Raw genomic sequence first — 26,540 nt, forward strand, 5'->3', positions numbered from 1 at the left:
GTGCGAGTGATCAGTCTATGTCGGCTCGCCGCAGCGGATACTTGGCGAGCGCTACCAGGCTGACGGCAATGAGGATCGCTGGAACCAGGCTGAAGCTCACCACGATTCCTGTCACGGCGGCATCGGGTTGGATTACCAGTTCGCTCGCCGTCGAGGAGACATAGCCTGTGGTGGTGAGGATGACTGACAGCGTGGTGGCGCCGAGCGCGAACCCAACCGTCTCACCGGCAGTCCACACACCGCTGAATGCGCCGGCTTGGCCAGCACCGTGCGTGCGCTCGTCTGCCGAGATGACATCGGGAAGCATAGCCATCGGCAGAGACTGCATGCCCGCATAGGCGATTCCGCTCACAGCAACAGGCGCGTAGACCCATTCGCCTGGAATCCAGAGCGCAAGAATGATTGTGAGTGCCGCGATTGCGAAGATGACGCTTGAGATGGCAAATGCTCGCTCTTTGCCGATGCGACGAGCGATCGCGCCCCATACGGGAGCCGCGAACAGGGCCGGAGCGATAAGCGCCACGAAAAGCAGCTCGACGGCGGCTTCAGAATGAAGCACCCACGTCGCCACGTATTGCGCGCCAGCCAGCATGAGGCCGGTCGCTAAAGCCTGCAGCACGAACGTGGCAAGCAGCGCGCGGAAGGCGGGGCTTCGACGAAGCGCCGCGATACCCGCGGCATAGTGCGCGCGGATGCTTGTGCGAGGTGGGGGCGCGGTGGGTGCGATCCGTACGGTCGCCGATGAAGAGGGCTGGATGCTGCTGCGTGCGGCGCGGCGAGTCACGGTGGTGGCGAGCAGCATCCCGACCCCGATGACCAATCCTGCGATGACGCCCATCACGAGATAGCCGGTGACCGAATCGTCGGTAATGCGGCGAAGCGCAGGGCCGCCAGCACCAAAGAGCAAGATGGCGAAGGTCAGCACGACAACGCGCCACGTCAGCAGCCGTGTGCGTTCGTTGTAGTCGGGGGTCAACTCTGCGGGCAGCGCGATGTACGGCACTTGGAACAGGCTGAACGCGGTCGCCGTGGCGGTGAACGCGATGACGACCCAGATCGCCCCAACGACGGGGCCCAGCGACGGGGGCACGGCGAAGGTGAGGGCGAAGAACACCGGCAGCGAGAGCGCACCGATGAGCATGAGGCGCCGCCGCGTGCCGTTGTGGATCAGGTCTCTGTCAGTCATCGCACCGATGATCGGGTCGATGACGACATCCCAGACCTTGGCTCCGGCGATGACCAGACCCGCCACTATCGCCGCGATGCCGAGCGAATCGGTCATGTAGTAGGTGAGCACGAGGCCCGGGAGGGTGGCGAAGCCGCCCGTGCCGAGAGACCCGATTGCGTAGCGCCAGATGCTGCTGACGGGCAGGCGCCCGGGGGTCGCCGACTTTTGCTGAGACGGCTCCGTGGTGTGCGCGGGCGTATCGTTCAGGGCACCGTCGGCGCCGCCGTGGGCATCATTGCTCATCGCAGAAGTGTAAGTCGCCGGGCGGCGACTTTCGTCGATCGACGACGTTTAGCCGCTAGGCGTCGCCGCCTTTATCGCCAGCCGCACGGCGACAAGCCCTTCGAGAACCTCTTCGAACGACGTAGACAGCGGTGACAATCCGATGCGCAGCCCGTGTGGGTCGCGGTAGTCGGGAATGATGTCGTTCTGCCACAGCGCAGCGGTCACCTCGCGCATCGTCGAGTGAGAGAGCGTTATGTGGCCCCCGCGGTGATCGGCTTCGCGCGGTGAGGCAACAGTGACTCCCAGCCCAGAAAGCAACGCGTCGCTCACGCGCAACGCGAACTCGGTGAGTTGCACAGATTTCTCTCGCACTGCCGCAATGCCGACGCGCTCGATCAGTGCCAGCGTGTCTTGCATCGCGAGCATGCCGGTGATCGGCGGCGTGCCCGACAAGAACCGGCGCATGCCTTCGGCGGGGCGATACTCAGGCCCCATCGCGAAGACGTCAGCGGTGCCCATCCAGCCCTGGATGGGCTGCGTCAACGTGTCTTGCAGGCGCGATGCCACGTAGGCGAAGGCGGGAGAACCCGGCCCGCCGTTGAGGTACTTGTAGGTGCAGCCGACCGCGAGGTCGAAGCCCCACTCATCGGCGTGCACTGGCACGGAGCCCGCAGAGTGGCACAGATCCCACAGCACGAGCGCGCCCGCGTCGTGTGCGATGGTGGTCAGCGCTCGCGCGTCGGCAAGATAGCCCGAGCGATAGGCCACGTGCGACAGCAAGACCACGGCGGTTTCAGCTCCGACCGCTGCGCTCAATGCGTCAGCCGTGACGCCGCCGTCCAGTTCGACGTCGATCCAGCGCACGCGCCCGCCTCGTTCTCGGGCAATCCCCTCGACGAGGTATCGATCGGTGGGAAAATTATCGCGGTCGACCACGATCTCCACGCGTGCGGAATCTGACGCGTGTTGCGCATCAAACGCCGCGCGCAGCAGTTTGTACAGCAGCACCGTAGTCGAGTCGCCCACCACCGTCTGGCCCGCCGATGCACCGATCGCAGCGCGACCGATCGTGTCGCCGATCTCGAACGGCAGCTGCATCCAGGTTTCGTCCCATCCGCGAATGAGGCGATCGCCCCACTCGTGCTCTGCGAACGAGGTCAGGCGCTCCACACTCGCACGCAGCGGACGCCCGAGTGAGTTGCCGTCGAAGTACACCAGTGAAGTGTCGGCGCCGACGAACTCGTCGCGCACCTCAGCAAGTCCGTCAGCGAGGTCAAGCGCAGCCGCTGCGGCGGCGAAGTCTTCGATGGCCTGTGAATATTCGCTGTCAGTCATCGTGCACCAGCTCCTCGTGTGGAACGACGGTGGCATTCGCCAGCCATCGGGGGATGTCTTCAATAGACGCGGGCGGGTCACCCGGAATGAAGGTGGCGACGCCAGCCAGGGCATCGCTGTAGGGCCATGCATCGATGAGGGTGTCGATCAGGGCGCTGCCCTGGATCCCTGCGGCATGTATCGCCGCGACCTCGCGTACATTGATGCCGACAGGCAGCTCACCGTTGCCTAGATCAGTGCCGTACAGCACGCGGCCGCCGGCGGCGGCGAAAGCGGCCAGGTTCTGCGTGGCATGTGAGATCGCTGCGGGATCATCGCGATGAATGTCGAGCGTTGAGACCCACTGCTGCCCCGCCTCGACGCACTCGCTCACCAGATCTGGGGTGAGCGCTTCGCTGAAGGGAGCATGAGCCAGCACGTCGACTTCTGCATCGAGCGCGAGGCGCAGCATCCCCCCGCCTTGCACATGAGCCACAACGGGGAGTGAGTTCTCATGCGCAACTTCAACAATCGCGCCCAGAGTCGCAGCGTCGAAGACTGCGGTGTCCGAGTGCAGAGCGATTTTGATGACGGCGGCACCGAAGGTCACCTGCTCTTCGACCGCTGTTGCTGCGCCGCCCGCCACGCCCGGATGCAGTGACGAATCAGTGACCTCGCGCCAGATGGTGCTGGGGGCCCAAGTGCGTCCGCTCGGATAACCACCCTGAGCAGTGAGAATCGCACCCGCGTAGGCCAGATGCGGAATGAGCTCGAGGGGGCGGCGAGCGAGTGCGACCGGGTCGCCGCCAAGATCCACCACCCCGGCGATGCCCCCCGCGGCGAATCCTGACTCATCAATGAGGTGCAGATGGACGTGGTGATCAACGAAAGGCGGCAACGCCACGCCATGGCTGCCTGTCAACGCGGTGCGGCACAGCACCGCACTCGGCCCGAGCAGGGCGCGCAACGCGAACGGGTTGCCGTTCATCGGCCTATCTCAGTGCGCACAGCGAACAGTTCAGGAAAGAACGTCAGCTGGAGCGCTCGCTGCAAGAACGGAACGCCGCTCGATCCGCCGGTGCCGTGCTTGAAGCCGATGATTCGCTCGACGGTCTTGAGATGCCTGAAACGCCAGAGCTGAAAGTTGTCTTCAAGGTCGACGAGCTCTTCGCAGGTCTCGTAAGCCTCCCAATGGGATTTGGGGTCTTCATAGATCGCGGTGAGAACGGGCACCAACTCAGGCGAAAACGTCCATGCCTGCGTGACGTCACGCTCAAGTAGCTCGGCGGGAATCTGGTAGCCCCTGCGAGCGAGCAGTCGAAGGAACTCGTCGTAGAGACTCGGAGCCTGCAACGCAGAGTTCACCAGCTCGTGTGCGGCGGCGTCGTTCTCGAAGACGCGGAGCATCGCGGCGTTCTTGTTGCCGAGGGTGAACTCGATAGACCGATACTGCGCAGACTGAAAGCCGCTCGCGTTGCCCAGCACGGCACGGAACTGCGCGTACTCGGCGGGAGTCAACGTCGCCAGCACCGACCACTGTTCGGTCAGGGTGCGCTGAATGTGCTTCACTCGCGCAACACACTTGAGCGCAGGTGCAAGGTTGTCATCGCGCAGATACTTGCAGGCGGCGCCCAGCTCGTGCAGCACCAGCTTCAGCCACAGCTCAGTGGTCTGATGCTGAATGATGAACAGCAGTTCGTCATGATGCTCGGGAGAGCTCAGCGGGCGCTGCGCAGACAGCAACGTGGCGAGATCGAGATACCCGCCGTAGCTCATGCGATCGGCAAAGTCGGTGACTACCGACTCTTCGATGGCTCGGGTGTTTCGATCGACGCCTTCGCTCACACGCTCAGCCTACGGCCGCGCGGTGTTTCTCGCTGGGGGATCAGCGTGTTCAGATCAGCGAAAGCTCGCGCAGCTTCGACTCGACATCGGCGTTCGACGGCTCGACGTGGTGAGATGCGTCGGGGTAGACGACGACAGGAATGTTCGTGCGCCCCGAGACTTCACGCGCCACATCTGCTGCAGCAGGATCAGCGACCAGGTCAACGTAGGTGTACTCGACGCCAAGGGTGTCGAGCTGTGCCTTCGTGCGTACGCAGTCGCGGCACCAGTCCGCGCCGAAAAGGGTGATTGTGGTCGAATCAGTCATGGTTCTATTCTGCGGGCATTTTGACGGGCGGGCGCTGCGCGGTCTGTGCAGAACTCGTCTCACACCGCTCGGGCATGCGACGATGAGAGACAGTGCAACTGTCGATCATCGTTCCCACGTTCAATGAGGCTCCCAACATCGCGGAGCTTGTTCGGCGTGTCACGGCGAGTGTCTCGAGCCTCGACGCCGAGATTGTGTTCGTCGATGACAGCACGGATGCTACGCCCGGCGTCATTCGCGAAGTGGCGAAAACAGCCACCATGCCAGTCCGGCTGATTCACCGTGAGACCCGCGAGGGAGGGCTCGGCGGAGCGGTTATCGAGGGGTTCGTGGCCGCCGAGGCCGATCTGTGCGTGGTGATCGACGGCGACCTGCAGCATCCACCAGAGAAGATCATGGAGCTGTGGGAGCGCTTTGCTCAGGGTGATGTCGACATCGTGACCGCCTCGCGGTATGCGGGTGGCGGCACAGCCAACGGTCTCGCTGACCGCACGCGCGTGTTGGTATCGAAGGCGTCGACCGCCGTGACGAAGGCGATGTTTCCCGTCAAGCTGCACGACGTCACCGATCCGATGACGGGCTTCTTCATGGTCGATCGTCGCTCGGTTGACTCGGCAATTCTGAAACCGCGCGGATTCAAGATCCTGCTTGAGATTCTTGCGCGTCGGAACTTTCGCGTCGCCGAGGTACCGTTCGATTTCGCGGGCCGCCATGCGGGCGAGTCGAAGGCTTCGATGCGTCAGGGCTTGCACTTTCTCACCCAGCTCACCGCGCTGCGGTTCGGAAAGATGTCGTTGTTTGCGGTGATCGGTGCGCTCGGAGCCGTGGCGAACGTTGCGATCGTATGGGCATTGACCGGGTTGGACGTCGACTACATCTGGGCGGCGATCATCGCGGCCGAGGCGACGATCCTCGGCAACTTCGTGCTGCAAGAGCGCTTCGTGTTTCACGACATGCGCGACCAGGCCTCCAGCATGTGGATGCGCTTCGTGAAGTCATTCACCTTCAACAACGCGGAGGCACTGATCAGAATCCCGATCATCGCGCTGATGGTTGAATCTGGACACTTCTCGGCCGTCATCGCCACAGCGATCACGCTTGTGTTCGCGTTCGTGTTGCGTTTTGTCTTCCACTCACTGGTGGTCTACGCGCCCAAGAAGCCGGGGGAGGCGCCCAGTAGGGCGCGTCAGTTGGCGGAAGAGATCGACGAGCAGCTCATGACCCCCGGCGAGCTCTAGACGGAGTCACTCCCCAGCGAGCACGCCTGCGCGACGCAACGACGTCCGATTGCGAACCAGGCGAGAGGTCCGAAGAGCGGAACGAAGATGATGAGCAGCACCCACATCAGCCGCTCGGTCAGACTGAGCCACTTGGTCGCTCGCCACCAAGACACCATCGCGACGATCGCCAGAACCGCAATTGCGAGCATCACCATCGACCAGGCTACGTCGTAGCCAGCGGGAATCAGCGGGTTGTCGACGGCAGACATAGCGCGAGAATACCCGACTACGCTGACCGTGTGACTACTCTCATTTTGACCGTCGTCGGAGATGACCGGGCTGGCCTCGTGGCCAAGATCGCAGAGATCGTAGAGCACCACGGCGGCAACTGGGAGAACAGCGAACTCGCCGAGCTCGCGGGAACCTTCGCAGGGGTGATCCAGGTCTCAGTGGCAGCCGAGCGGGCTGATGATCTGCGCGCTGCGCTCGATATTCTGGAAGGTCTGCTCGCCGTCACCGTGCACAGCACCGCAGAGAGCGATTCGAGCGAAAGGGATGCGCAACTGGTGACCGTGCGTGTGCTCGGCAATGACCGGGCGGGCATCGTTCGGGATATCTCTTCGGTGCTCAGCGCTCACGACATCAGCATTGATCGGCTCACAACCGAGACGAGAGATGCGGCGATGTTCGGCGGTCGCCTGTTCGAGGCGACCGTGGTTGCGAACGTGGCTGCATCCATCGATCTGGCGGCAGTGCAAGACGATCTCGAAAAGCTTGCCGCCGAGATTCAGGTGGATGTCACGTTTGAGCGCTGAGCGCTCGCCGACTCAGTTGCGGTGTTCGCGGTAGTAGGCGAGGAGCGACTGGGTTGACGCATCTTGCGCGTCGATCGCTGCGGTGTCGCCTTCGATCGCCGGAGCGATCTGCATGGCGAGCTGCTTGCCGAGTTCGACACCCCACTGGTCGAACGAGTTGATGCCCCAGATCACACCCTGCGTGAAGGTGATGTGTTCGTAGAGCGCGATGAGCTGACCGAGCACCGACGGGGTGAGCGAAGGCGCGAAGATCGACGTTGTCGGTCGGTTGCCGCCGAAGGTGCGCGCTGCCACCAGAGCGCCAGTCGTGCCCTCGGCTTCAACTTCTGCGGCCGTCTTGCCGAAGGCGAGGGCTTTCGTCTGGGCCAGAAAGTTCGCGAGGAACAGCCCGTGCACGTCGGCGCCGCCGTCTTCAAGCGGGTAGGCGGGATTGACGAACGCGATGAAATCGGCGGGAATCAGCCGCGTGCCCTGGTGGATGAGCTGGTAGAACGCATGCTGTCCGTTCGTGCCCGGCTCGCCCCAGAACACCTCTCCGGTGTCTGTCGTGACGGGGGAGCCATCCCAACGAACCGACTTGCCGTTCGACTCCATGGTGAGCTGCTGCAGATACGCCGCAAAACGGTGCATCTGCTGTGCGTAGGGCAACACGGCGTGCGATTGCGATCCGAGAAAGTTGGAGTACCAGATGTTGAGCAGCCCCATGAGCACAGGAACATTCTCGTGGAGAGGCTGCGTGCGCACGTGCTCATCGACGGCATGAAAGCCGGCCAGCAGTTCGCGAAACACCTCGGGTCCGAGAGCAATCGCGAGCGACGTGCCGATGGCGCTGTCGACCGAATAGCGGCCACCCACCCAGTCCCAGAACCCGAATGCGTTCTCGGTGTCGATGCCAAAGTCAGCAACCTTGTCGAGCGCGGTCGACACTGCGATGAAGTGGTGGGCGACCGCATCGGTTCGGGATGCCTCATCGTCGCCGATGACGCCCGCTTCGGCGAGCTTCGTCCACAGCCACTGGCGCGCGAGTCGTGCGTTCGTGAGTGTTTCGAGGGTCGTGAAAGTCTTGGATGCCACGATGAACAGGGTTGTCTCAGGATCGAGGTCAGCCGTGGTCTGGGCGATGTCTGTCGGGTCGATATTCGACACGAAGCGCGCTTCGATGCCTGCGTCGGCGTAGGGCTTGAGCGCTTCGTAGATCATGACTGGGCCTAGATCGCTGCCGCCGATGCCGATATTGACGACGTGCGTCACCTTCTTACCGGTCACGCCCTTCCACTCGCCGCTGCGCACACGCGCGGCGAATGCGTCGATTCGCGCGAGCACGTGCTGCACGTCTTCATCGATCTGCTGGCCGTCGACGACGAGTGCGGGGCTTGCGCCCGCGGGTCGGCGAAGCGCGGTGTGAAGCACGGCACGGTCTTCGGTGGTGTTGATGTGCTCACCGGCGAGCATCGACGCGTAGCGCTCGGCGACGCCGGTCTGCTCGGCGAGGCGCACGAGCGAGGCGACGATGTCGTCGGTCGCGAGGTTCTTCGACAGGTCGACTCGCAGGTCGGCGAGGTCGAACGTCAGGCGCTCCACTCGACCAGGATCGTTGGCGAACCATTCGCGCAGGTCGGGGGAGAACCCGGCCTGATGGGCGAGCAGTTCGGCCCAGGCGGACGTGGCGGTGGCGTCAATCGGTGCAGTCACGAGACAAACGCTACCCATTCTGGAGCGGTCGCGGGGATCGGCGAGCAAAATAAAAGACCCTCCCCCAGTAGAAGCCTAGGAAAGGGCCAGTGGCTCCGACGGGCGTCGATCCCGTGACCTCTCGATTTTCAGTCGAACGCTCTACCAACTGAGCTACAGAGCCTCGCGGCATTTCGAAAAACGTCGCGATCTAAGACGAAAGGCCCTCTCGAAAAAGGGCCCGTCGCTCAGAGCGACCCTGACGGGACTTGAACCCGCGACCTCCGCCGTGACAGGGCGGCACGCTAACCAGCTGCGCTACAGGGCCTTGCATATTAAATTGTAGTGTGACCCCAACGGGATTCGAACCCGTGCTACCGCCGTGAAAGGGCGGCGTCCTAGGCCACTAAACGATGGGGCCGGGTCGCCCGATGGGATCAGGCTTGCCGAGGGTCAAGCATACGCAAACATTTGTGAATGTGCCAATCGAGGGCGTGCCGAGCCAGGTTAACTCCCAGCTCAGTTGAGACTGGCTGGTGCGTTCGCTCGCGAACGAGCGCAGGATATAGACAACACAAAAGACCATTTCGGGACTCATGTTGCTAATGTGAAAGTTGTGACCAAGCGCGGGTGGGAGGAATTGATGGTTTCCGAAGACGTCGCAGACGACTGCGGCTGCGCTCCGACCGAGCGCGAACGTCGCCTCTTCGGCTCTGTTCTCAACCGTCGGTCAGCCCTCGGGCTTGGCGCCATCGGCGTCGTATCTTTCGGTGCGCTCTTCGGGGGTGGTGTTGTCGCTCCGGCTTTTGCGGCGACTTACCCCTCGTGGGACGACGTTGAAGAGGCACGTAAGAACGAATCGTCAAAGGCCTCCGAGATCGCCCGCATCCAGGCACTCATCCAATCCTTGGCTGACGATGTCGCGGCTAAACAGGCTCTCGCAGAGCAGGCCTCAGACGACTTCTACGCGGCGCAGCAAGAGTACTTCGACGCTTCTTTTCGCGCTGACGAGCTGCAGTCTCAAGCTGACGAGCAAGCCCAGTTGGCCCTCGACTCCGCAAACAAAGCAGGCCGGGTCGCCGCGCAGCTCTATCGCAACGGCGGCGACGATACGTCTATGGAGCTGTTCTTCTCCGGCTCTGCGGCATCTGCCGACGATCTGCTCGCGCGGCTCGGCACCATGGACAAGCTCATCGAGCGCAACCAATCGGTATATGCCGATGCGATCACCGCTCGTGATTCAGCCCAGAGTCTGACAGACCAGGCTGAGGTTCAACGAGCTGAGCGCGACCGGCTTCAGCAGATCGCACAAGAGAAGATGATCGCCGCTCAAGAGGCCGCCGATGCGGCCCAAGCAGCGCTCGACGAGCAGACCGAACGCAAGATCACGCTCGATGCACAGTTGGCGGCTTTGCAAGACACCTCGGCGCGCACCCTCGCTGAGTACCAAGAGGGTGAGCGCATTCGCATCGAAGCGGAACGCAAAGCAAAAGAAGAAGCAGCGCGCAAAGCGAAAGAAGAGGCCGAGCGACTCGCTGCGGCTGCCGCTGCCGCCGCGAAAGCCGCTGCTGCCGCAGCCGCCAACAGCGGCGGCACGAGTAGCGGAAGCAGTGGAAGCAGCGGAGGCAGCAGCAGCGGGAGCAGCGGAAGCAGCAGCGGATCGAGTGGTTCCTCCACGAGCTCCGGGTGGGTGCGGCCGTCGTCGGGCTACCGCAGTTCGGGCTACGGCGCCCGCTATGTGCAGTGCGGCAACGGGTACTGCTCAAGCGGCTATCACTACGGCGTCGACCTGGCTGCCGGTTGTGGCTCGGCCATCTATGCGGCGTATGGCGGCACGGTGGAGTACGCCGGCTACAACGGCGGCTATGGCAACTACATCAAGATCAACCACGGTGGAAACATCGGCACCGGGTACGCCCACATTCGCAGCGGCGGCATCTTCGTCAGCCGCGGTCAGACCGTGAAAGCCGGCCAGCTCATCGCCAGCGAGGGCAACACCGGCAACTCGTTCGGTTGCCACCTTCACTTCGAAACATATGTCAACGGTTCCCCCGTGAATCCGACGAACTTCATGTCGGCGCGGGGAATCTCGGTCTAAACGACGAAGGGTGGATGCCTCGCGGCATCCACCCTTCTAAAAGATCCTCAGAGGCTGCTGGGCGATTCGCCCTCGCCCTGCGTGCGGGTTTCGCCCTCGTGCTCTTCGAAGCGCACAAACGACTCCGAGACGAGTCGCTCGGCTTCAGCTGCGCCAGCCCATTCGTCAACCTTGACCCACTTGCCGGGCTCAAGGTCTTTGTAGTGCTCGAAGAAGTGACCGATCTCGTTCTGCGTGTACTGCGAGATATCCGCGACGTCTTGAATGTGATCCCAGCGCGGGTCCTTTGCGATAACGGCTACGACCTTGTCGTCGCCGCCAGCCTCGTCGCTCATCTTGAGCACACCAACGGGGCGCACCTTGGCGATGATTCCGGGCGCGAGGTCGTGGTCAAGCAGAACCAGCACATCGAGGGGGTCGCCGTCTTCGCCGAGGGTGTTCTCGAAGAACCCGTAGTTGGCGGGGTAGCCCATCGGGGTGTACAAGATGCGGTCGAGGAAGACGCGGCCGGTGCCGTGGTCAACTTCGTACTTGATCTTGCTGTTGCGAGGGATCTCGATGACGGCGTCGTATGCGCCCATGGGGTTCTCCTTCAAAATCTGTGGGATGCCGCCGTCCAGCCTAGTCGCGTGACGATTCCGATATCACTGGCAAGCCTGCCTCGCCGGTAGCGTAGCCCCGTGGCACTTCGTGAACCCCTTGATCCCGCTGTCGCCGAAGTACGGCTGGCGGTGCGCTCCGCGCTGTCGAAGATGCACGTTGGCACCACGGTGATCGTTGCCGTGTCGGGCGGCGCAGATTCCCTCGCGCTGGCCGCAGCAGTTGCATTCGAAGCTCCGAAACTCTCGATCACGGCCATCTCGGTCACCGTGGATCACTCCTTGCAGCCGGGCTCTGTCGAAGTCGCTGCGAAGGCGGCTGATCAGGCCAGCGCGCTCGGGCTCGAAAGCCGCGTAGTCACGGTCGACGTCGGGCACGATGGCGGACCAGAGGCCTCCGCCCGAAGCGCGCGCTATGCCGCGCTCGGCGGCGTTGCCCGAGAGGTGAGCGCCGCTGCGGTGATCACTGGTCATACCCTCGACGATCAGGCCGAGACCGTGCTGCTCGGGCTTGCGCGGGGCTCGGGCGCCGCCAGTCTGCAGGGCATGGCCGTTGAATCTGAGCGCAATGGAACCTCGATCGTGCGTCCGCTGCTCGAGGTGCGGCGCACGTCAACACGAGCCGCATGTGCTGCCCAACACCTGGCACCGTGGGAGGATCCGCACAACGACGAAGCCCGCTTCGCGCGAGTGCGCGTGCGCACAACTGTGCTGCCGATGCTCGAGACCGAACTGGGGCCTGGCATCGCCGAGGCGCTTGCGCGCACGGCAGCGCAGCTGCGTGAAGATGCCGAGGCTTTCGACGAGATGATCAACGAGACGATTGAAGACATCGTCGAGCATGCGGAAGCTGGCATCTCGGTATCAGCACCCGCCCTCGCCGCCAACCCCGCAGCGCTGCGCCATCGCATCATTCGTCACGTGGTCGCCGCAGAGTTTCATCAGAGTCTCACCCGGTCGCAGACGCTTGAGGTCGCGCGTCTTGTCACGCACTGGTCAGGTCAGGGCGCCATCGATTTGCCGGGATGCCAAGCCCGACGCATCGGCAATCAGCTTGAGTTCACCGCCCGCACCGCGGCGACGACTGACTCTGACGAAACGTCGAGCGCGCCATAGACTCGCTGTTATGCGCGCGGCCGAAATTCGAGACGACCTGACCGACATTCTTGTGACCGAGGAGCAGATCCTTCACAAGCTCGATGAGATCGCTGCGCAAGTCGCGAGCGACTATGAAGGCAAAGACCTCCTCTTGGTGGGTGTGCTCAAGGGCGCGGTTATGGTCATGGCCGATTTCTCCCGGGCACTGCCCACCCCGGTTCCGATGGACTGGATGGCCGTCTCGTCGTATGGGGCCGGAACCAAGTCGAGCGGTGTCGTGCAGATTCGAAAAGACCTCGATACCGACCTGCACGGCAAACACGTGCTGATCGTGGAAGACATCATCGACTCGGGGCTCACCCTCGCGTGGTTGCTCGAGAACTTCGAGTCGCGCGGCGCGGCATCGATCGAAGTCTTCGCGCTGTTGCGCAAGCCCGACGCAGCCAAGGTTGAGGTGCGTTCGAAGTATGTCGGCTTCGACATTCCCAACGACTTTGTCGTCGGCTATGGACTCGACTATGCCGAGAAGTACCGCAATCTGCGTGATGTGGCCGTTCTGGCGCCGCACGTGTATCAAGACTGATCGGCCACTCGGCCACTCGGCCACTCGGCCACTCGGCCACTCGGCCACTCGGCAGCTCGCTGTTCGGCCGCTTACGCCGTGGGCGAATGCACAGCAACGGCATAGCGGCCCCGTTATACCCTGAATGCACCGCCGCGCGAGGCACCAGTGTGTGTTGCGGAGGTTCGTCGACGAAAGGGATCGGGCACACGCCCGCACCATGAACTTCAAGAAGCTCACTCGTAGCCCGTTCTTTTATGCACTGCTGATCGGGCTGCTGCTGATCGTCGGGTTCTTGCTCATCTCGAGCCTGACCGGCGCCAAGCAGATCACCACGCAGCAGGGCCTTGAACTGCTCGATGGCAACACGGTTGTCGAAGCGGGGATCACCGATGGCGACCAGCGCGTCGATCTGACGCTGTCGGAACCATTCGAAGGCTCAGAAGAGGTGCAGTTCTACTACGTAGAGGCCCGTGCCGACGAGGTCGTTACAGCGATCAACAACGCGAATCCGACCGACGGGTTCAACGATACGGTTCCGCAGACCACCTGGCTCGACGGTCTGCTGTCGCTGATGATTCCGATTCTGCTGCTGGGCCTGTTGTTCTGGTGGTTGCTCTCTAGCGCGCAGGGTGGCGGCAGCAAGGTGATGCAGTTTGGCAAGTCGAAGGCCAAGCTCGTCAGCAAAGAAATGCCGCAGGTCACTTTCGCCGATGTTGCCGGCTCGGATGAAGCCATCGAAGAGATGGAAGAGATCAAAGACTTCTTGCAAGACCCGACACGCTTTCAGGCGGTCGGTGCGCGCATCCCGAAGGGCGTGCTGCTGTACGGCCCTCCAGGAACAGGCAAGACCCTGCTCGCCCGCGCGGTTGCAGGCGAGGCCGGAGTGCCTTTCTATTCGATCTCGGGTTCTGACTTTGTTGAGATGTTCGTCGGCGTCGGGGCCAGTCGTGTTCGTGACCTGTTCAACCAGGCCAAAGAGACCGCGCCCGCCATCATCTTCATTGACGAGATCGACGCCGTGGGTCGTCACCGCGGTGCCGGCATGGGCGGCGGACACGATGAGCGTGAACAGACGCTCAACCAGATGCTCGTTGAGATGGACGGCTTCGACCCGAAGGCGAACGTCATCGTCATCGCGGCGACCAACCGTCCTGACATTCTCGACCCTGCCCTTCTTCGCCCGGGCCGCTTCGACCGTCAGATCGGTGTCGACGCTCCCGATCTGAAGGGCCGCAAGACGATCCTCGAAGTGCACGGGCGCGGCAAGCCGCTGTCTGACAATGTTGACCTCGAGGTCGTCGCACGCAAGACTCCGGGCTTCACCGGCGCTGACCTCGCGAACGTGTTGAATGAAGCCGCGTTGCTCACCGCGCGGTCGAACGCGCAACTGATCGACAACCGCGCACTCGACGAGGCAATCGACCGCGTGATCGCTGGGCCGCAGCGCCGCACGCGTGTGATGAAAGACAAAGAGAAGCTCATCACCGCCTACCACGAGGGTGGCCACGCGCTGGCAGCGGCTGCAATGAACCACACTGACCCCGTCACAAAGGTCACGATTCTTCCGCGAGGGCGTGCACTCGGATACACGATGGTGCTTCCCCTCGAAGACAAATACTCGGTCACGCGCAACGAATTGCAAGACCAGCTTGCCTACGCGATGGGCGGGCGCGTGGCTGAAGAGGTCGTGTTCCACGACCCCACGACCGGCGCCTCGAACGACATCGAAAAAGCCACGAGCATCGCACGAAAGATGGTGACCGAATACGGCATGACCGGCGACGTGGGCCCGGTCAAGCTCGGCTCGTCGTCGGGCGAGGTATTCATGGGCCGCGATATGGGTCACGGCCGTGACTTCTCGGAGCGCATCGCTGAGCGTGTCGATGATCAGGTGCGCGCGCTTATCGAGCAGGCACACAACGAAGCCTACGAAGTGATCAACGACAACCGCGAAGTGCTCGACAAGTTAGCGCTCGAGCTGCTTGAGAAAGAGACGCTCGACCACCTCGAGCTCGCCGAGATCTTCAAGGATGTCAAGCGCCTGCCACCGAGGCCGCAGTGGCTCTCGAGCGAGCAGCGCCCGGTTTCGCAGCATCCTCCTGTAGACGTTCCTGCCCGCGCTCCCGCACCCGACCTGGTGGTCGCGTCGGTTGAGGCAGAAGCTGAAGCAGACGCTGAGGCGGCCGCGCCTGAGCGTCGCGCGAGTGGGCAAGCACGCCCGGCGACCGCGTAGGAGCGCTAAATGGCCGTCGACCGTGAGCGCGTCGCGGCGCTCGTTCGCGAACTTCTCGAGGCGATCGGCGAAGATCCTGATCGCCCAGGACTTCGCCAAACCCCCGAGCGGGTAGCGAGTGCATACGCCGAGTTCTTCGCCGGAGTAGGTGAAGATGCAACCGAGCCCCTCGCCCACACCATCTCGGTAGCGCAAGGGCCCGCCCCTGAAACCCTGCCTTCGGGGGCGGTGATGCTGCGCGATATTCGATTTCGGTCGATCTGCGAACATCACCTGTTGCCGTTTCGCGGGCACGCTCACATCGCCTATCTGCCCGGTGAGCAGGTCGTCGGGTTGGGAGCGCTGCCAAAAGTCGTCGACGTGATCGCATCACGCCCGCAGGTGCAAGAGAGGCTCGGCGAGCAGGTCGCCGATGCGATTGCGAGTTCACTCGACGCTCGCGGTGTGCTCGTCGTTCTGGCCGCGACTCACGAGTGCGTGACGATGCGCGGCGGGCAGCAGTCTGATTCTTCGACGGTCACGATCGCTGCCCGTGGCGAGCTGACGAATCCCATCGCGCGCGCGGAACTCATCGCGCTACTGCCTGCCCGCGGCTTGAATCGTGGGGGAGGGCACGCCGGATGACCCTCGTGATGGGCATCGTGAACGTGACCCCTGATTCGTTCAGCGACGGCGGACGATTTCTCGCGGCTGATGCGGCGATCGCGCACGCGCTGCAACTGCGCCGCGACGGCGCCGACATCGTCGACATCGGCGGCGAATCCACACGCCCTGGCGCGCAGCGGGTCGACACCCGAGTTGAGTGCGACCGCGTGCTCCCCGTCGTTGCAGGGCTTGCCGCCGCAGATGTTGTCATCAGCGTCGACACCATGAACGCATCCACTGCGCTAGCCGCGGTCAGCGCGGGAGCGAGCATCGTCAACGATGTATCGGGTGGCCTCGCCGATGGCGAAATGCTCGATGCGATTGCGCCGACAGGGGCACACATTGCGCTAGGGCACTGGCGGGGACCATCAGCAGAAATGTACGCGCGTGCAACCTACGACGACGTGGCTGGCGACGTTGAGCGCGAACTCTTCGAACGAGTGGATGCTGCGCTCGCCGCAGGCTTTGCTGCTGACCGAATCATCGTCGACCCGGGAATCGGGTTCGGCAAGGCAGGTGCGCAGAACTGGGCGACGTTGCGCGGCACTGACCGCCTCGCCGCGGCGGGGCAGCGCGTGCTGATCGGCACAAGCCGCAAGCGTTTTCTTGCCCAGATGCTTGCGACCGATGCGGCAGACGCCGACGAGCAGCGGCGAGATCTGGCGACTGCCGCGACTAGCCTGCTCGCGGCGCAAGCCGGCGCCTGGGCGGTTCGCGTGCACAATGTCGCCGCGACGCGAGATGCTCTGAACGTGCTCCACCACTGGGAAGGATCAACCTCGTGACCTCGGCAACGACCCATGATGAGATCGCGCTGACAGGTCTCACTGTTTTTGGGTATCACGGCGTCTATGACAGCGAACGGCGAGAAGGTCAGAACTTCATCGTCGACTTGACGATGTACGTCGACACCCGCGCCGCCGCGGCCAGCGACGATGTGCGCGACACGGTGCACTACGGCGAGATTGCCCAACGCGTAGCAGACATCGTTGCTGGCGAGCCGGTGAATCTGCTCGAGGCGCTTGCCGAGCGCATTGCCGTTAGCCTGTTGACAATTGAGCGCATCGGACGCGTGCGCGTGACGTTGCACAAGCCGAACGCGCCTATCGCACTCTCGTTTGACGATGTCTCAGTGTCGATCGAAAGAGCAAAGCCTTGAGCCGGCGGTTGGGCGAAGGCGTCGGCGGCGTGCCCGAGCGAGACGCACCCCCAACCGTCACCGCTGTCATCGCACTGGGCGCGAACCTGGGCGATCGCGAAGACACGATGCGCATAGCAGTCGAAGACCTCGCGCGACTGCCCCTTGTGAGTCACGTGCATGCCTCTGCGCCGGTCGAGTCGGTGGCGGTCAAGCTCGACGGCCCCGATGAAGACGCCCCGGCGTACCTCAACGCGGTGGCTCTGCTGCAGACACGTTTGGCGCCGACCGTGCTCTTGGCATATCTGCACGCGATTGAGAATCGTCACGGTCGCGAGCGGCGTGAACGGTGGGGCGATCGCACACTTGATCTCGACCTCATCGCCTACGGCGAGGTCACCAGTGACGATCCTGAGCTGTTGATCCCGCATCCGCGAGCCGCGGAACGCGAGTTCGTGCTGGCACCGTGGCTGGGGCTTGATCGCGACGCCGTACTGCCCGGACACGGACGAGTCGACGCTGTTCTCGCGCAGCTGAGGCAACAACAGTGAAGCGCACGGGCATAGGGATGCTGCTGATCGCCGCAGGGATTGGCGCGGTCGCTGGCTTTGTTATCGACCAGGTGCTGACCCTGTCGGGCAGAGCGACGTTCAGCCCGAGCGTGATGCTGCCGGTGCTTCTGGTGCTGCTCGGGGTGTTCGTCATCGTGATGGCGCTGCCGGTGCGCCGGGCCACGCGAGGGCTGCATGGTGCTCCGGTCAACCCATTCCGCGCGCTCAGGACGGCTATTCTCGCCAAATCTTCGAGTATCGTTGGCGCTGCTGTGGCGGGGGTGGCCGTCGGGTTGCTCATCTTCTTGCTGACCCGGCCGGTGACCCCGTCGTTAGGATCGATGTCGGCGATCATCGCGACCGTCGTTGGCGGCGGCGCTCTTGTAGCCGCAGGGCTCATCGCCGAACACCTGTGCACCATCCGGAAGGACGACGATGACGAACAACCCGGAGGAGACGACCCCGGACTCCGGCCTCGACTCCACGACCACTGAGTCCTTCGAAGCCGAAACCGCAGCCGAAGCGGAAACGCAAGCCGTCAGCGACGGAACGGAGACGTTCTCGAAGCTGGTGGAGGCTCGCTCGCAAAACCGGCTCGTGCTCGAGGAGGGCATCTGGCATCAGATCTCGCCCAAGTACGTCATTGTGCAACTGATCTCGAGCGGCTCAGTTCTGCTGTTGGTTATCGCAGCCACGCTGTTGCTTGCCTTGTTGTGGAATCAATGGTGGGCGTGGATTCCGGGCGGCATCATCACCGTCTTGATGGTCTGGTCGCTCGCGATCATGCCTCGTCAGGCGCGGGCTATTGGCTATCAGCTACGTCAAGATGACCTGGTATCTCGGCGAGGAATCCTCTGGCAGCGAATGGTCGCGGTTCCCTATGGCCGTATGCAGTTGGTTGACATCACTCACGGCCCACTCGATCGCAAGTTCGGCATTGCGCAGCTGAAGTTTGTCACCGCTGCCGCGGCCACCGGCGTGGTGATTCCGGGCTTGTCTCAGGGCACGGCCGAGCTGCTGCGCGATCACCTCGTGACAGTGGCAGAGAGTCGCCGTACCGGCCTATGACCGATCCGACTCTGCCGGGTTCTGAACCCGTACCCAACGCTGCGAACGCACCACCGCAAACGCTGGTGCGCTCGCCGCTAAGCGACGGCGAATGGCAACGCATGCACCCGCTGAGCCCGCTGCTTCGTGGCGGGCTGGTGTTGCTCGTCATCGTCGGTGTGGTGATCGCCAACTTGCGCGATCGGCTGCTGGGAATCGTGCTCCCGTGGCTCTCGTCTGACTTTGACGGCTATCAGAGCTACGAATCCTCGAACGATCCCATCGACTTCGTGATCGCCCACAATCTCTACCTGGTCGCGATTCTTGTCGTGTTCGGTGTGATCGCCCTGCTGGTGCTGGGTTTTTACATCTCGTGGCGCTTTCACACTTTTCGCATCACTCAGGACGACGTCGAGGTGCGCAGCGGCATTCTCTTCCGCACCCAGAGACGTGCGCCACTTGACCGGGTGCAGGGTGTGAACCTCACCCGTCCGATGATCGCGCGACTGTTCGGCCTCGCCAAGCTCGAGGTTGTCGGCGCGGGGATGGATTCCAACGTCAAGCTGGAGTATCTGTCGACCGTCAACGCCGAAACCGTGCGCGCAGATATTTTGCGCCTGGCATCGGGCCAGCAGCTTGCTGAAGCCGCGAAGGCGGAGGGATCAGCATCCGGATCTCGAGTGTCTGCACTGAGCGCGACGATGAGCCGCGAGATCACCGGCTTGATTGAGGGACCCGAAGCCCCGGTGGCCGAGCCAGAGTCTGTCGTAGACATTCCCGTCGTGCGGATTATCGCCTCTCACGTGGTCAGTCCGTCTACTGTCTTCGTGTTGATCACGGTGATCGCAATCGTCATCGGGGTCTCGCTCGGCTATACGTGGCTGCTGTTGGGTTTCATTCCCGCATTCATCGGTCTTGGGGCCTATTGGGTGAGTTCGATTCTGCGCTCGCTGCGCTATTCCATCGCCCCCACGCCCGACGGTGCGCGGATCACGTTCGGGCTGCTCACCACGATCACCGAGACCATTCCGCCGGGCCGCGTGCACGCGCTCGAGGTCACACAGCCGATTCTCTGGCGGCCGTTCGGCTGGTGGGCGGTGAAGCTCAATCGACTCAGCGGTCGCAGCGCCACTGACTCGACGACCGACCAGTTCACCACCGTGCTGCCCGTCGGCACAGCGGCCGATGTGGAGCAGGTGCTGCGGTTGATGCAGCCCGGCGTGCCAGAGACTGAGTGGTCGCTCATCGTGCGCGAGGGAATGTTTGGGCCGCTCGAGCAAGACAGCTTCACCACCACGCCGAAACGCGCCTGGTGGATCCGTCCGCTGTCGTGGAAGCGCAACGGCTTTCGGCTGACCGATGACCTGTTGCTCTTGCGCAGAGGCGTGATTTGGCGAAATCTGTCGATTCTGCCGCTCGCGCGCTTGCAGAGCTTCGCCCTTCATCAGGGTCCTTTTGACCGCAAGAGTCGCGTGGCCAGCGCGCATGCTCACGTCGTGACAGGTCCGGTATCAGCTCACCTGGCCGCCGTGGATCGTGATGCCGCGCTTGCACTGCTCGCCGATGTCGCCGCAGGCACCGTGCGCGCGGCTGCGAGCGATCATTCGCATCGTTGGGCGCACGTCGACGAGGCTCGCCATGCAGCTGACGCGGAAGCCCGCGATCACGCGGAAGCCCGTGACGACGTGGACGCCCGTGACGACGCGGACGCTGCGAGCGACGGTGGGCCCGGCGCATCCGAGACAGCTTTGCCAGCTCGCCCAGAGGAGGTCGAATGAATCGTGAAGGTCGTCTCGGCGTAGGGATCATCGGCGCGGGAAAGGTCGGTCCGGTCGTTGGCGCTGCACTCGCTGGCGCTGGGCACGCACTCGTCGCCATCACTGCGGGCAGTGACCCCGACCGGGTGGAGGCAATCTTGCCGGGGCTGCCCGTGTTGGACGCGGCCGAAGTTGTTCGCCGCAGCGAACTCGTGGTCATCGCTGTTCCCCACGATCAGCTGCCAGACCTCGTTGCCGGACTCGCCGAGGTCGGCGCTTGGCAACCGGGGCAGCTGGTATTGCACACCGATGCCGCGTACGGCACCGGGGTGCTCGCTCCCGCGATGGCAAAGGGGGCGATTCCGCTCGCCGTTCACCCTGCGATCGCGTTCACCGGAACATCGATGGACTTGAGGCTTCTCGCCAACTCTTTCGCTGCGGTCACGGCGCCCGGGCCAGTGCTGCCTATCGCACAAGCGCTCGCAGTCGAACTTGGCTGTGAGCCGATCGTGATCGCTGAAGAAGACCGTGCCGACTACGCAGAGGGCATTGCGACCGCGACGCAGTTCTCGCGATCGATCGTGCAGCAGTCCACCACGTTGCTCGCAAAGGTCGGTGTGCCCAACCCGGGTCTTTACCTATCGACCCTGGTGCACTCGACGATCGACCACACTCTCGCCGAAGCGGGCGGTGGCGACGGCTCATCGATCGCCGAACTGGACCTCGGCTGACGCTGACGCTGACGCTGGCCCTGATGCCGCGAATTCCTTCCGACGGTGCCCCATGCGGTGCCCCCGATAGACTTGGGTGACTTTTGAGGAGCCATCTGCGATGACTGATACCAGCGCGCCCGCGCCGGCCGAGAACGAACCGACCGACGATGAGATTTTCGAGCAGAAGGCAGTTCGCCTTGCCAAGCGTGAGCGTCTGATTTCAGAGCGAGTGGATGCTGCCGGTGGCGCATACCCCGTGAGCCTCCCCGTCACCACAACCATTCCCGCGCTTCGCGCCGAGTACGGCGCGCTTGAAGCGGGAGATGAGACGGGTGTCGTCGCAGGTGTGGCCGGTCGCATCGTGTTCAGCCGCAACACTGGCAAGCTGTGCTTCGCCTCGTTGCAGTCCGGCGACGGCAGCCGCATTCAGGCGATGGTGTCGTTGGCGTCGGTGGGTGAAGAGTCGCTGCAGGCGTGGAAAGAGATCGTCGACCTTGGCGATCACGTCTTCGTGTCGGGCGAGGTCATCTCAAGCCGCCGCGGTGAGCTGTCGATCATGGTGACCGAGTGGCAGATCGCCGCTAAGGCTGTGCTTCCGCTGCCGAACATGTATTCCGAGTTGAGTGATGAAGGCCGCGTGCGCAGCCGGTTCCTCGATCTGATCGTGCGCGATCAGGCCCGTCAGACCGTTGTTGCCCGGTCGAAGGTCAACGCGAGCCTGCGTCAGACCTTCACCGACCACGACTTCATCGAAGTAGAGACGCCGATGCTGCAGGTGCAGCATGGCGGGGCGTCCGCTCGCCCCTTCATCACCAACTCGAACGCGTTCGACGCTGACCTTTACCTGCGCATCGCTCCCGAGCTATACCTGAAGCGTGCCGTGGTCGGCGGTATCGATCGTGTCTATGAGATCAACCGCAACTTCCGCAACGAGGGTGCTGACTCAACACACAGCCCCGAATTCGCGATGCTTGAGGCGTACGAGGCCTATAGCGACTACAACGGCATCGCCGATCTGACTCAAGAGCTCATTCAGAATGCCGCGATCGCGGTTGCGGGGTCAACCACGGTCACCTGGGCGGATGGCACGGAGTACGACCTCGGCGGCGAGTGGGAGCGCATCTCGATGTACGGCTCGCTGTCAGAGGCGTGCGGTCGTACGATCACCCCCGACACTTCGTTCGACGAGCTCGCGGCGCTCGCCGAAGCGGAAGGCGTCGATGTTCCCGCGAAGGTGGCCACGCACGGCAAGCTCGTGGAAGAGCTGTGGGAGCACTTCGTCAAGGGCGAGCTGACACGCCCCACATTCGTGATGGACTTTCCCGTCGACACCAGCCCGCTCGTGCGTGAGCACCGCACAATTGCGGGCGTCGTTGAAAAGTGGGACCTGTATGTTCGTGGATTCGAGTTGGCCACCGGCTACTCCGAGCTTGTCGACCCGGTGATCCAGCGGGAGCGATTCGTCGAACAAGCCAAGCTCGCAGCGCGCGGCGATGATGAGGCGATGCGCGTCGACGAAGAGTTCTTGCGAGCTCTTGAGCACGGCATGCCCCCAACCGGCGGGATGGGAATGGGTATTGACCGGCTGCTCATGGCGATCACCGGACTCGGCATTCGAGAGACGATCCTCTTTCCGCTCGTCAAGTAGTCAGCTCGGTCTTGGGGTCGAGGTGAAAGCCCACTCGGGCAGATGCCCCGCCGACACGAACGAGAGCACGATCTCAGACAGCCCGTGCTCGGGTTCGATCTCGCAGGCCATGCTCGCGTACACCTCTGCGTGCGATGAGCGCCCCAGCGCCCATGACAACCATGCGCACATCGACAACGGCCCCGGGCGCATGTCGCGTGGCACCGTCGCGGCAATGCGACGGCTGAGTTCGAGGCCAGCATTGAGCCTGCCGGGCTCAGGGCGCTCGCCCTCGCCCCACATGCGCATTGCCAGGTCTGGCGGGTACTCCTCACCTGTTTCCCAGCGCAACTGGGCGTCGAGGGCCTCGTCGCCGTCGTCGAACTGACCGCTCCACTGCACCAGCGCGACGTCTCGCATGCTCGGTCGGGCCAAGCACCAGCCCACGAGGGCGACGTCGTACGGGGCAAGGTCTGCGAGATCCCACGTGAGCGACTCCTCCAACAGGGCGGGAATGTCGTCGAGGGTGTAGGCCGCGGCGATCGTCTGGGGGTTGATTCGCTGCGTCGAGTCAGCCTCTGCCTCGCCGTCTGGTGCGCCACTGAGAAGTGCCACCAAGTGCTTGAGCGACACAATCGCCTCTGCAACGTGTTCTTGTTGCGCGGAATCAACCGGCGGCAAGTCGGCCCCGGCTGTCTGGTTGCCGACAGGTGCTGGCCCCACTTCGGCGTCGAGATGCGGGTTGATCTCGGCGAGCGGGCGAGCTTCACCCGGTCGCTCGCTGTCGAACAGCGATCCCCAGGCGTCTGAGGCGACGCAGATCATGTCGGTGATGCGCAGTCCGCAAGAGTCGGCGCGGCGCTCGAGCGCGCGCAGCAGATCCTGGTGCGGCATCGCAGCGCCTGCGTCGAACGTCGCATCGGTATAGGCGACGGCGGCGATCGCTGTTGCCGCAGGCAGTCGGCAGACCATGCCGATGACCGTAGACGCGATGCGATCGATGGTGTCAGGAGGAGCATCGGGCGAAGCAGCGGGAAGATCGAAGCGCATGGCGCCGAGGCTGCGGTCGCCGTCGAACGGAACCAGTACGAGGCTTCGTGACGGGGTGAAACCGAGCAGATGAGGAACGAGAGACAGGAACTGTGCGGCATTCGCCGCCTTCACGATGGTGGTCATGCCCAAGACATTCGAGCATCTGGCGTATGCGAAACGAGACAAATCGATGCCACGGGGGAGCGTCCACAAAAGTCAGGGTGTTAGCGAGGGTCCGGCGCGATCGCTCACCCGCGTATCCTGGAAGCATGGATAGCTACTGGGTTGCGGTCGTGTGGACGCTGTTGCCCACTGTCGTGGTCAGCATCATTTTCTTTCTGGTGATGCGTGGCGTGATCCGAATGGACCGCACCGAGCGGCGTGAATACGCGAAATTCGAGGCTGAGGAACGTGCGCGCCGGGGACTTCCGGCTGCATCGGCATCCACCCCGCCGTCGGCATCGTCCGATTGATACCGTCGGCGCCCGCTACGCTGAGCACACCGGTGGCGGAAGGGCTCAGTAAATGACGGTCGAGATCTATACGACCTGGTGGCTTGTCTTCGTCTTCGTTTTCGATCTGGTCGTGCGAATCACCGCGATCATCGTGATCCCGCGCAATCGGCGCCCGACCGCGGCCATGGCGTGGCTGTTGGCGATCTACTTCATTCCCCTCGTCGGTGTGTTGCTGTTTTTGGTCATCGGAAACCCGAAACTGCCGCGCAAGCGTCGACAGATGCAACGCAAGATCAACGACTACATCGAAGAGACCAGCCAATCGCTCGACTTCGGCACACTGCGACCTGACGCTCCCGAGTGGTTCACCTCGCTCGTGACGATGAACCGCAATCTTGGCGCGCTGCCACTCGCGGGCGACAACGGGGCGCAGCTGATTTCTGACTATCAGCAGAGCCTCGACACGATGGCCGATGAGATCCGCAAGGCAGAACGCTACGTGCACGTTGAGTTCTACATCTTGCAGTCCGATGTGGCGACCGACAACTTCTTCAGCGCTCTTGAAGAGGTTGCCGCCCGCGGGGTGGTCGTTCGCGTTCTGCTGGACCACTGGGCGAACCGGGGCAAGCCCTACTACAAGAAGACTCTCAGGCGCCTCGACAAGATGGGCGCCCACTGGCATTTGATGCTTCCGGTACAGCCGCTGAAGGGCAAGTACCAGCGCCCCGATCTGCGCAACCACCGCAAGCTGCTCGTCGTTGATGGCCTTGTAGCGTTCATGGGCTCGCAGAACGCGACTGATTCGACCTACAACTTGAAGAAGAACATCAAGCGCGGTCTGCACTGGGTTGACATGATGGTGCGCTTCGATGGGCCCGTGGTCGCATCGGTGAACGCCGTATTCCTCAGCGACTGGTACAGCGAGACTGAAGAGATTCTCACCGACGAGATCGATCTGCTCCGCGTCGCGTCGGGCACAGGTGACCTTGACTGCCAAGTCATCCCGTCTGGCCCGGGATTCGAGTTTCAGAACAATCTCAAGCTGTTTGCAGGCCTGCTTTACGCCGCACAGCACAAGATCATTATCGTCAGCCCCTACTTCGTGCCCGACGAGGCACTTCTGATGGCGGTCAATTCGGCGTGCCAGCGAGGCGTTCACGTTGAGCTCTTCGTCTCAGAAGAGGGCGACCAAGCGCTGGTCTACCACGCCCAGCGCAGCTATTACGAGGCTCTGTTGCGCGCGGGCGTGAAGATCTGGATGTACAAGCGCCCGTTCATTCTGCACTCGAAGTCGATGAGCATTGACGATGAGGTCTCAATCCTCGGGTCGAGCAACATGGACATGCGCTCCTTCGGTCTCAATATGGAGATTTCGATGCTGGTGCGCGGTGCCGAGTTCACCGAGCAGCTGCGTGAGACCGAAGACATGTACCGGGAGTCATCGCGTGAACTCACGCTTGAAGAGTGGATGAAGCAACCGCTTCGCTCGACAGTGCTCGACAACCTGGCACGGTTGACTTCGTCGCTGCAGTAAGAGTTGTGAGACGGTCGCGTTGAGCGAGACACTTGAAGAGTGGATGCTGCGCAGCATCCATCCTCTTTGAGAAAGGTGGCGCTCGTGGGCATTCGCTTGATCGGTGCCGGGATTGGGCTGGTAATGCTTCTGGGGAGCGTGCTGGTCGGCTGTTCAACGTCGTCGCCAGGCGACGCTCCCACGCAGACGCCCGTCGAGGAGTCCACTGACGGCGCCGGAGTTGAGGCCGCATGGCTTGAGGGCGGCGCGATGATCGGTGTGGTGACTTTGGGCAGCTCGAGCTGCGTGCCGGTTGCGGGAGAAGTGTCGGTAAGCGGCCAGGTGCTCACTGTTGAGCTCACGGAGTTCGGCGAAGTCTGCACGCGCGATCTGGTTCCGCGTGCGACCGGAGTGGGTGTTCCCGAAGGCCTTGACACGGCCCAAGATGTCACCGTGATCACGACCGGAGCGGTCGAGGGCGAAGCGTTGCTTGCTGGCGTCGACGGCCTTGTTCCCGGGGATAGCTCAATGGAGGTCCTGCCCAGCGCTGGCTGGACCGGCGCCGACGGACAGTTCGTGATTCTCACTTGGGGGTCATCTTCGTGCTTGCCGGTGATCGAGAATTCAGAGGCCACTGGCCCTGCTGAGGTCACCGTCACATTCGCAACGCCGGATGCTGATCAGGTGTGCACGCTGGACATGGCGCCGCAGACCACGGTCGCGTGGGTGACAGACCTTGAAGACGCCGCTGACGTCGAAGCTGTGCTCACTGGCTCTGGGTTCGATGGTGTGCGGGTGCCCATCATCGGCGTCAACTAGGTCGAGGTTCACCACCGGGGGTCTC

Annotated in this window: 27 protein-coding genes and 3 tRNA genes; 18 read left to right on the plus strand and 12 right to left on the minus strand. The window is 63.0% G+C overall.

Features of this window, described 5'->3' with window-relative positions; all coding sequences use genetic code 11:
- Positions 1-10 precede the first annotated feature (10 nt).
- Genes SJY18_RS09795 through SJY18_RS09815 form a run of 5 tightly spaced genes read right to left on the minus strand, consistent with a single transcriptional unit; the run spans position 11 to position 4,919 of the window.
- Positions 11-1,471, minus strand: coding sequence for an MFS transporter (locus tag SJY18_RS09795; protein ID WP_396667412.1), 1,461 nt, complete (start codon positions 1,469-1,471; stop codon positions 11-13).
- Between the two features lie 48 nt (positions 1,472-1,519).
- The gene (locus SJY18_RS09800) at positions 1,520-2,788 is read right to left on the minus strand and encodes a kynureninase (protein ID WP_396667413.1); all 1,269 of its coding nucleotides are present in this window, start codon (positions 2,786-2,788) and stop codon (positions 1,520-1,522) included.
- Positions 2,781-3,755: a hypothetical protein gene (locus SJY18_RS09805; RefSeq protein WP_396667414.1), complete on the minus strand. Its 975-nt coding sequence runs from the start codon at positions 3,753-3,755 to the stop codon at positions 2,781-2,783. Before SJY18_RS09805 ends, SJY18_RS09800 begins: the two co-directional genes overlap by 8 nt.
- On the minus strand, positions 3,752-4,612 hold the full coding sequence (gene kynA / locus SJY18_RS09810; protein WP_396667415.1) for a tryptophan 2,3-dioxygenase: 861 nt from the start codon (positions 4,610-4,612) through the stop codon (positions 3,752-3,754). The genes SJY18_RS09805 and kynA overlap by 4 nt, the downstream gene beginning before the upstream one ends.
- 49 nt (positions 4,613-4,661) lie before the next feature.
- Positions 4,662-4,919, minus strand: a complete 258-nt coding sequence (locus tag SJY18_RS09815; protein WP_337336848.1) for a glutaredoxin domain-containing protein — start codon at positions 4,917-4,919, stop codon at positions 4,662-4,664.
- 92 nt (positions 4,920-5,011) lie between these two features.
- On the opposite strand from SJY18_RS09815, the gene SJY18_RS09820 reads away from it, so the two are divergent.
- Positions 5,012-6,157: a glycosyltransferase gene (locus SJY18_RS09820; RefSeq protein ID WP_396667416.1), complete on the plus strand. Its 1,146-nt coding sequence runs from the start codon at positions 5,012-5,014 to the stop codon at positions 6,155-6,157.
- Here the strand turns inward: SJY18_RS09820 and SJY18_RS09825 are convergent.
- A complete protein-coding gene (locus tag SJY18_RS09825; protein WP_337336850.1) occupies positions 6,154-6,408 on the minus strand; it encodes a PLDc N-terminal domain-containing protein in 255 nt (84 codons plus the stop codon). The genes SJY18_RS09820 and SJY18_RS09825 overlap by 4 nt on opposite strands.
- 30 nt (positions 6,409-6,438) lie before the next feature.
- On the opposite strand from SJY18_RS09825, the gene SJY18_RS09830 reads away from it, so the two are divergent.
- Positions 6,439-6,954, plus strand: coding sequence for an ACT domain-containing protein (locus tag SJY18_RS09830; RefSeq protein ID WP_337336851.1), 516 nt, complete (start codon positions 6,439-6,441; stop codon positions 6,952-6,954).
- 12 nt (positions 6,955-6,966) lie between these two features.
- Here SJY18_RS09830 and pgi read toward each other — a convergent pair whose 3' ends face one another.
- The 4 genes from pgi to SJY18_RS09850 form a co-directional block, all read right to left on the minus strand.
- A complete protein-coding gene (gene pgi / locus SJY18_RS09835) occupies positions 6,967-8,664 on the minus strand; it encodes a glucose-6-phosphate isomerase (RefSeq protein WP_396667417.1) in 1,698 nt (565 codons plus the stop codon).
- 72 nt (positions 8,665-8,736) lie between these two features.
- Positions 8,737-8,809, minus strand: a tRNA-Phe gene (locus tag SJY18_RS09840).
- A gap of 70 nt (positions 8,810-8,879) precedes the next feature.
- Positions 8,880-8,953, minus strand: a tRNA-Asp gene (locus SJY18_RS09845).
- A 20-nt stretch (positions 8,954-8,973) separates the two neighbouring features.
- Positions 8,974-9,046 (minus strand) — tRNA-Glu (locus SJY18_RS09850).
- A gap of 222 nt (positions 9,047-9,268) precedes the next feature.
- On the opposite strand from SJY18_RS09850, the gene SJY18_RS09855 reads away from it, so the two are divergent.
- The gene (locus SJY18_RS09855) at positions 9,269-10,723 is read left to right on the plus strand and encodes a peptidoglycan DD-metalloendopeptidase family protein (protein ID WP_396667418.1); all 1,455 of its coding nucleotides are present in this window, start codon (positions 9,269-9,271) and stop codon (positions 10,721-10,723) included.
- Positions 10,724-10,770: 47 nt separating this feature from the next.
- Here SJY18_RS09855 and ppa read toward each other — a convergent pair whose 3' ends face one another.
- Positions 10,771-11,304: an inorganic diphosphatase gene (gene ppa, locus SJY18_RS09860; RefSeq protein ID WP_396667419.1), complete on the minus strand. Its 534-nt coding sequence runs from the start codon at positions 11,302-11,304 to the stop codon at positions 10,771-10,773.
- 99 nt (positions 11,305-11,403) lie between these two features.
- On the opposite strand from ppa, the gene tilS reads away from it, so the two are divergent.
- The 12 genes from tilS (at position 11,404) to lysS (ending at position 22,717) form a co-directional block, all read left to right on the plus strand.
- The gene (tilS, locus tag SJY18_RS09865) at positions 11,404-12,438 is read left to right on the plus strand and encodes a tRNA lysidine(34) synthetase TilS (protein WP_396667420.1); all 1,035 of its coding nucleotides are present in this window, start codon (positions 11,404-11,406) and stop codon (positions 12,436-12,438) included.
- A gap of 10 nt (positions 12,439-12,448) precedes the next feature.
- Positions 12,449-13,003, plus strand: a complete 555-nt coding sequence (gene hpt / locus SJY18_RS09870) for a hypoxanthine phosphoribosyltransferase (RefSeq protein ID WP_337336855.1) — start codon at positions 12,449-12,451, stop codon at positions 13,001-13,003.
- A 199-nt stretch (positions 13,004-13,202) separates the two neighbouring features.
- Positions 13,203-15,218: an ATP-dependent zinc metalloprotease FtsH gene (gene ftsH, locus SJY18_RS09875; RefSeq protein WP_396667421.1), complete on the plus strand. Its 2,016-nt coding sequence runs from the start codon at positions 13,203-13,205 to the stop codon at positions 15,216-15,218.
- Between the two features lie 9 nt (positions 15,219-15,227).
- A complete protein-coding gene (folE, locus tag SJY18_RS09880) occupies positions 15,228-15,842 on the plus strand; it encodes a GTP cyclohydrolase I (RefSeq protein ID WP_396667422.1) in 615 nt (204 codons plus the stop codon).
- A complete protein-coding gene (gene folP / locus SJY18_RS09885) occupies positions 15,839-16,648 on the plus strand; it encodes a dihydropteroate synthase (RefSeq protein ID WP_396667423.1) in 810 nt (269 codons plus the stop codon). Before folE ends, folP begins: the two co-directional genes overlap by 4 nt.
- A complete protein-coding gene (folB, locus tag SJY18_RS09890; protein ID WP_396667424.1) occupies positions 16,645-17,022 on the plus strand; it encodes a dihydroneopterin aldolase in 378 nt (125 codons plus the stop codon). The genes folP and folB overlap by 4 nt, the downstream gene beginning before the upstream one ends.
- A complete protein-coding gene (gene folK / locus SJY18_RS09895; protein ID WP_396667425.1) occupies positions 17,019-17,552 on the plus strand; it encodes a 2-amino-4-hydroxy-6-hydroxymethyldihydropteridine diphosphokinase in 534 nt (177 codons plus the stop codon). Before folB ends, folK begins: the two co-directional genes overlap by 4 nt.
- A complete protein-coding gene (locus tag SJY18_RS09900) occupies positions 17,549-18,046 on the plus strand; it encodes a DUF3180 domain-containing protein (protein ID WP_396667426.1) in 498 nt (165 codons plus the stop codon). The genes folK and SJY18_RS09900 overlap by 4 nt, the downstream gene beginning before the upstream one ends.
- Positions 17,988-18,620 carry a PH domain-containing protein gene (locus tag SJY18_RS09905; RefSeq protein WP_337336862.1) on the plus strand — a complete coding sequence of 211 codons (633 nt, stop codon included), beginning with the start codon at positions 17,988-17,990 and terminating at the stop codon, positions 18,618-18,620. Before SJY18_RS09900 ends, SJY18_RS09905 begins: the two co-directional genes overlap by 59 nt.
- Entirely contained in the window at positions 18,617-20,377 is a 1,761-nt protein-coding gene (locus SJY18_RS09910) for a PH domain-containing protein (RefSeq protein WP_396667427.1), read from the plus strand. The genes SJY18_RS09905 and SJY18_RS09910 overlap by 4 nt, the downstream gene beginning before the upstream one ends.
- Positions 20,374-21,087, plus strand: coding sequence for a DUF2520 domain-containing protein (locus SJY18_RS09915; RefSeq protein ID WP_396667428.1), 714 nt, complete (start codon positions 20,374-20,376; stop codon positions 21,085-21,087). Before SJY18_RS09910 ends, SJY18_RS09915 begins: the two co-directional genes overlap by 4 nt.
- A gap of 100 nt (positions 21,088-21,187) precedes the next feature.
- Positions 21,188-22,717 carry a lysine--tRNA ligase gene (gene lysS / locus SJY18_RS09920; protein ID WP_396667429.1) on the plus strand — a complete coding sequence of 510 codons (1,530 nt, stop codon included), beginning with the start codon at positions 21,188-21,190 and terminating at the stop codon, positions 22,715-22,717.
- Here the strand turns inward: lysS and SJY18_RS09925 are convergent, their stop codons facing one another.
- Complete coding sequence (locus tag SJY18_RS09925; RefSeq protein ID WP_396667430.1) at positions 22,718-23,872, minus strand: DUF4192 family protein; 1,155 nt, start codon at positions 23,870-23,872, stop codon at positions 22,718-22,720. It lies immediately after the preceding gene.
- 125 nt (positions 23,873-23,997) lie between these two features.
- On the opposite strand from SJY18_RS09925, the gene SJY18_RS09930 reads away from it, so the two are divergent.
- The 3 genes from SJY18_RS09930 (at position 23,998) to SJY18_RS09940 (ending at position 26,515) form a co-directional block, all read left to right on the plus strand.
- Positions 23,998-24,201: a hypothetical protein gene (locus SJY18_RS09930; protein ID WP_337336867.1), complete on the plus strand. Its 204-nt coding sequence runs from the start codon at positions 23,998-24,000 to the stop codon at positions 24,199-24,201.
- A 52-nt stretch (positions 24,202-24,253) separates the two neighbouring features.
- Complete coding sequence (gene cls, locus SJY18_RS09935; RefSeq protein WP_396667431.1) at positions 24,254-25,717, plus strand: cardiolipin synthase; 1,464 nt, start codon at positions 24,254-24,256, stop codon at positions 25,715-25,717.
- Positions 25,718-25,801: 84 nt separating this feature from the next.
- Positions 25,802-26,515 carry a hypothetical protein gene (locus SJY18_RS09940; protein ID WP_396667432.1) on the plus strand — a complete coding sequence of 238 codons (714 nt, stop codon included), beginning with the start codon at positions 25,802-25,804 and terminating at the stop codon, positions 26,513-26,515.
- Positions 26,516-26,540 lie beyond the last annotated feature (25 nt).

This window comes from Microbacterium sp. R86528 (genome assembly GCF_044596335.1).
Classification (GTDB): Bacteria; Actinomycetota; Actinomycetes; order Actinomycetales; family Microbacteriaceae; genus Microbacterium; species Microbacterium marmarense.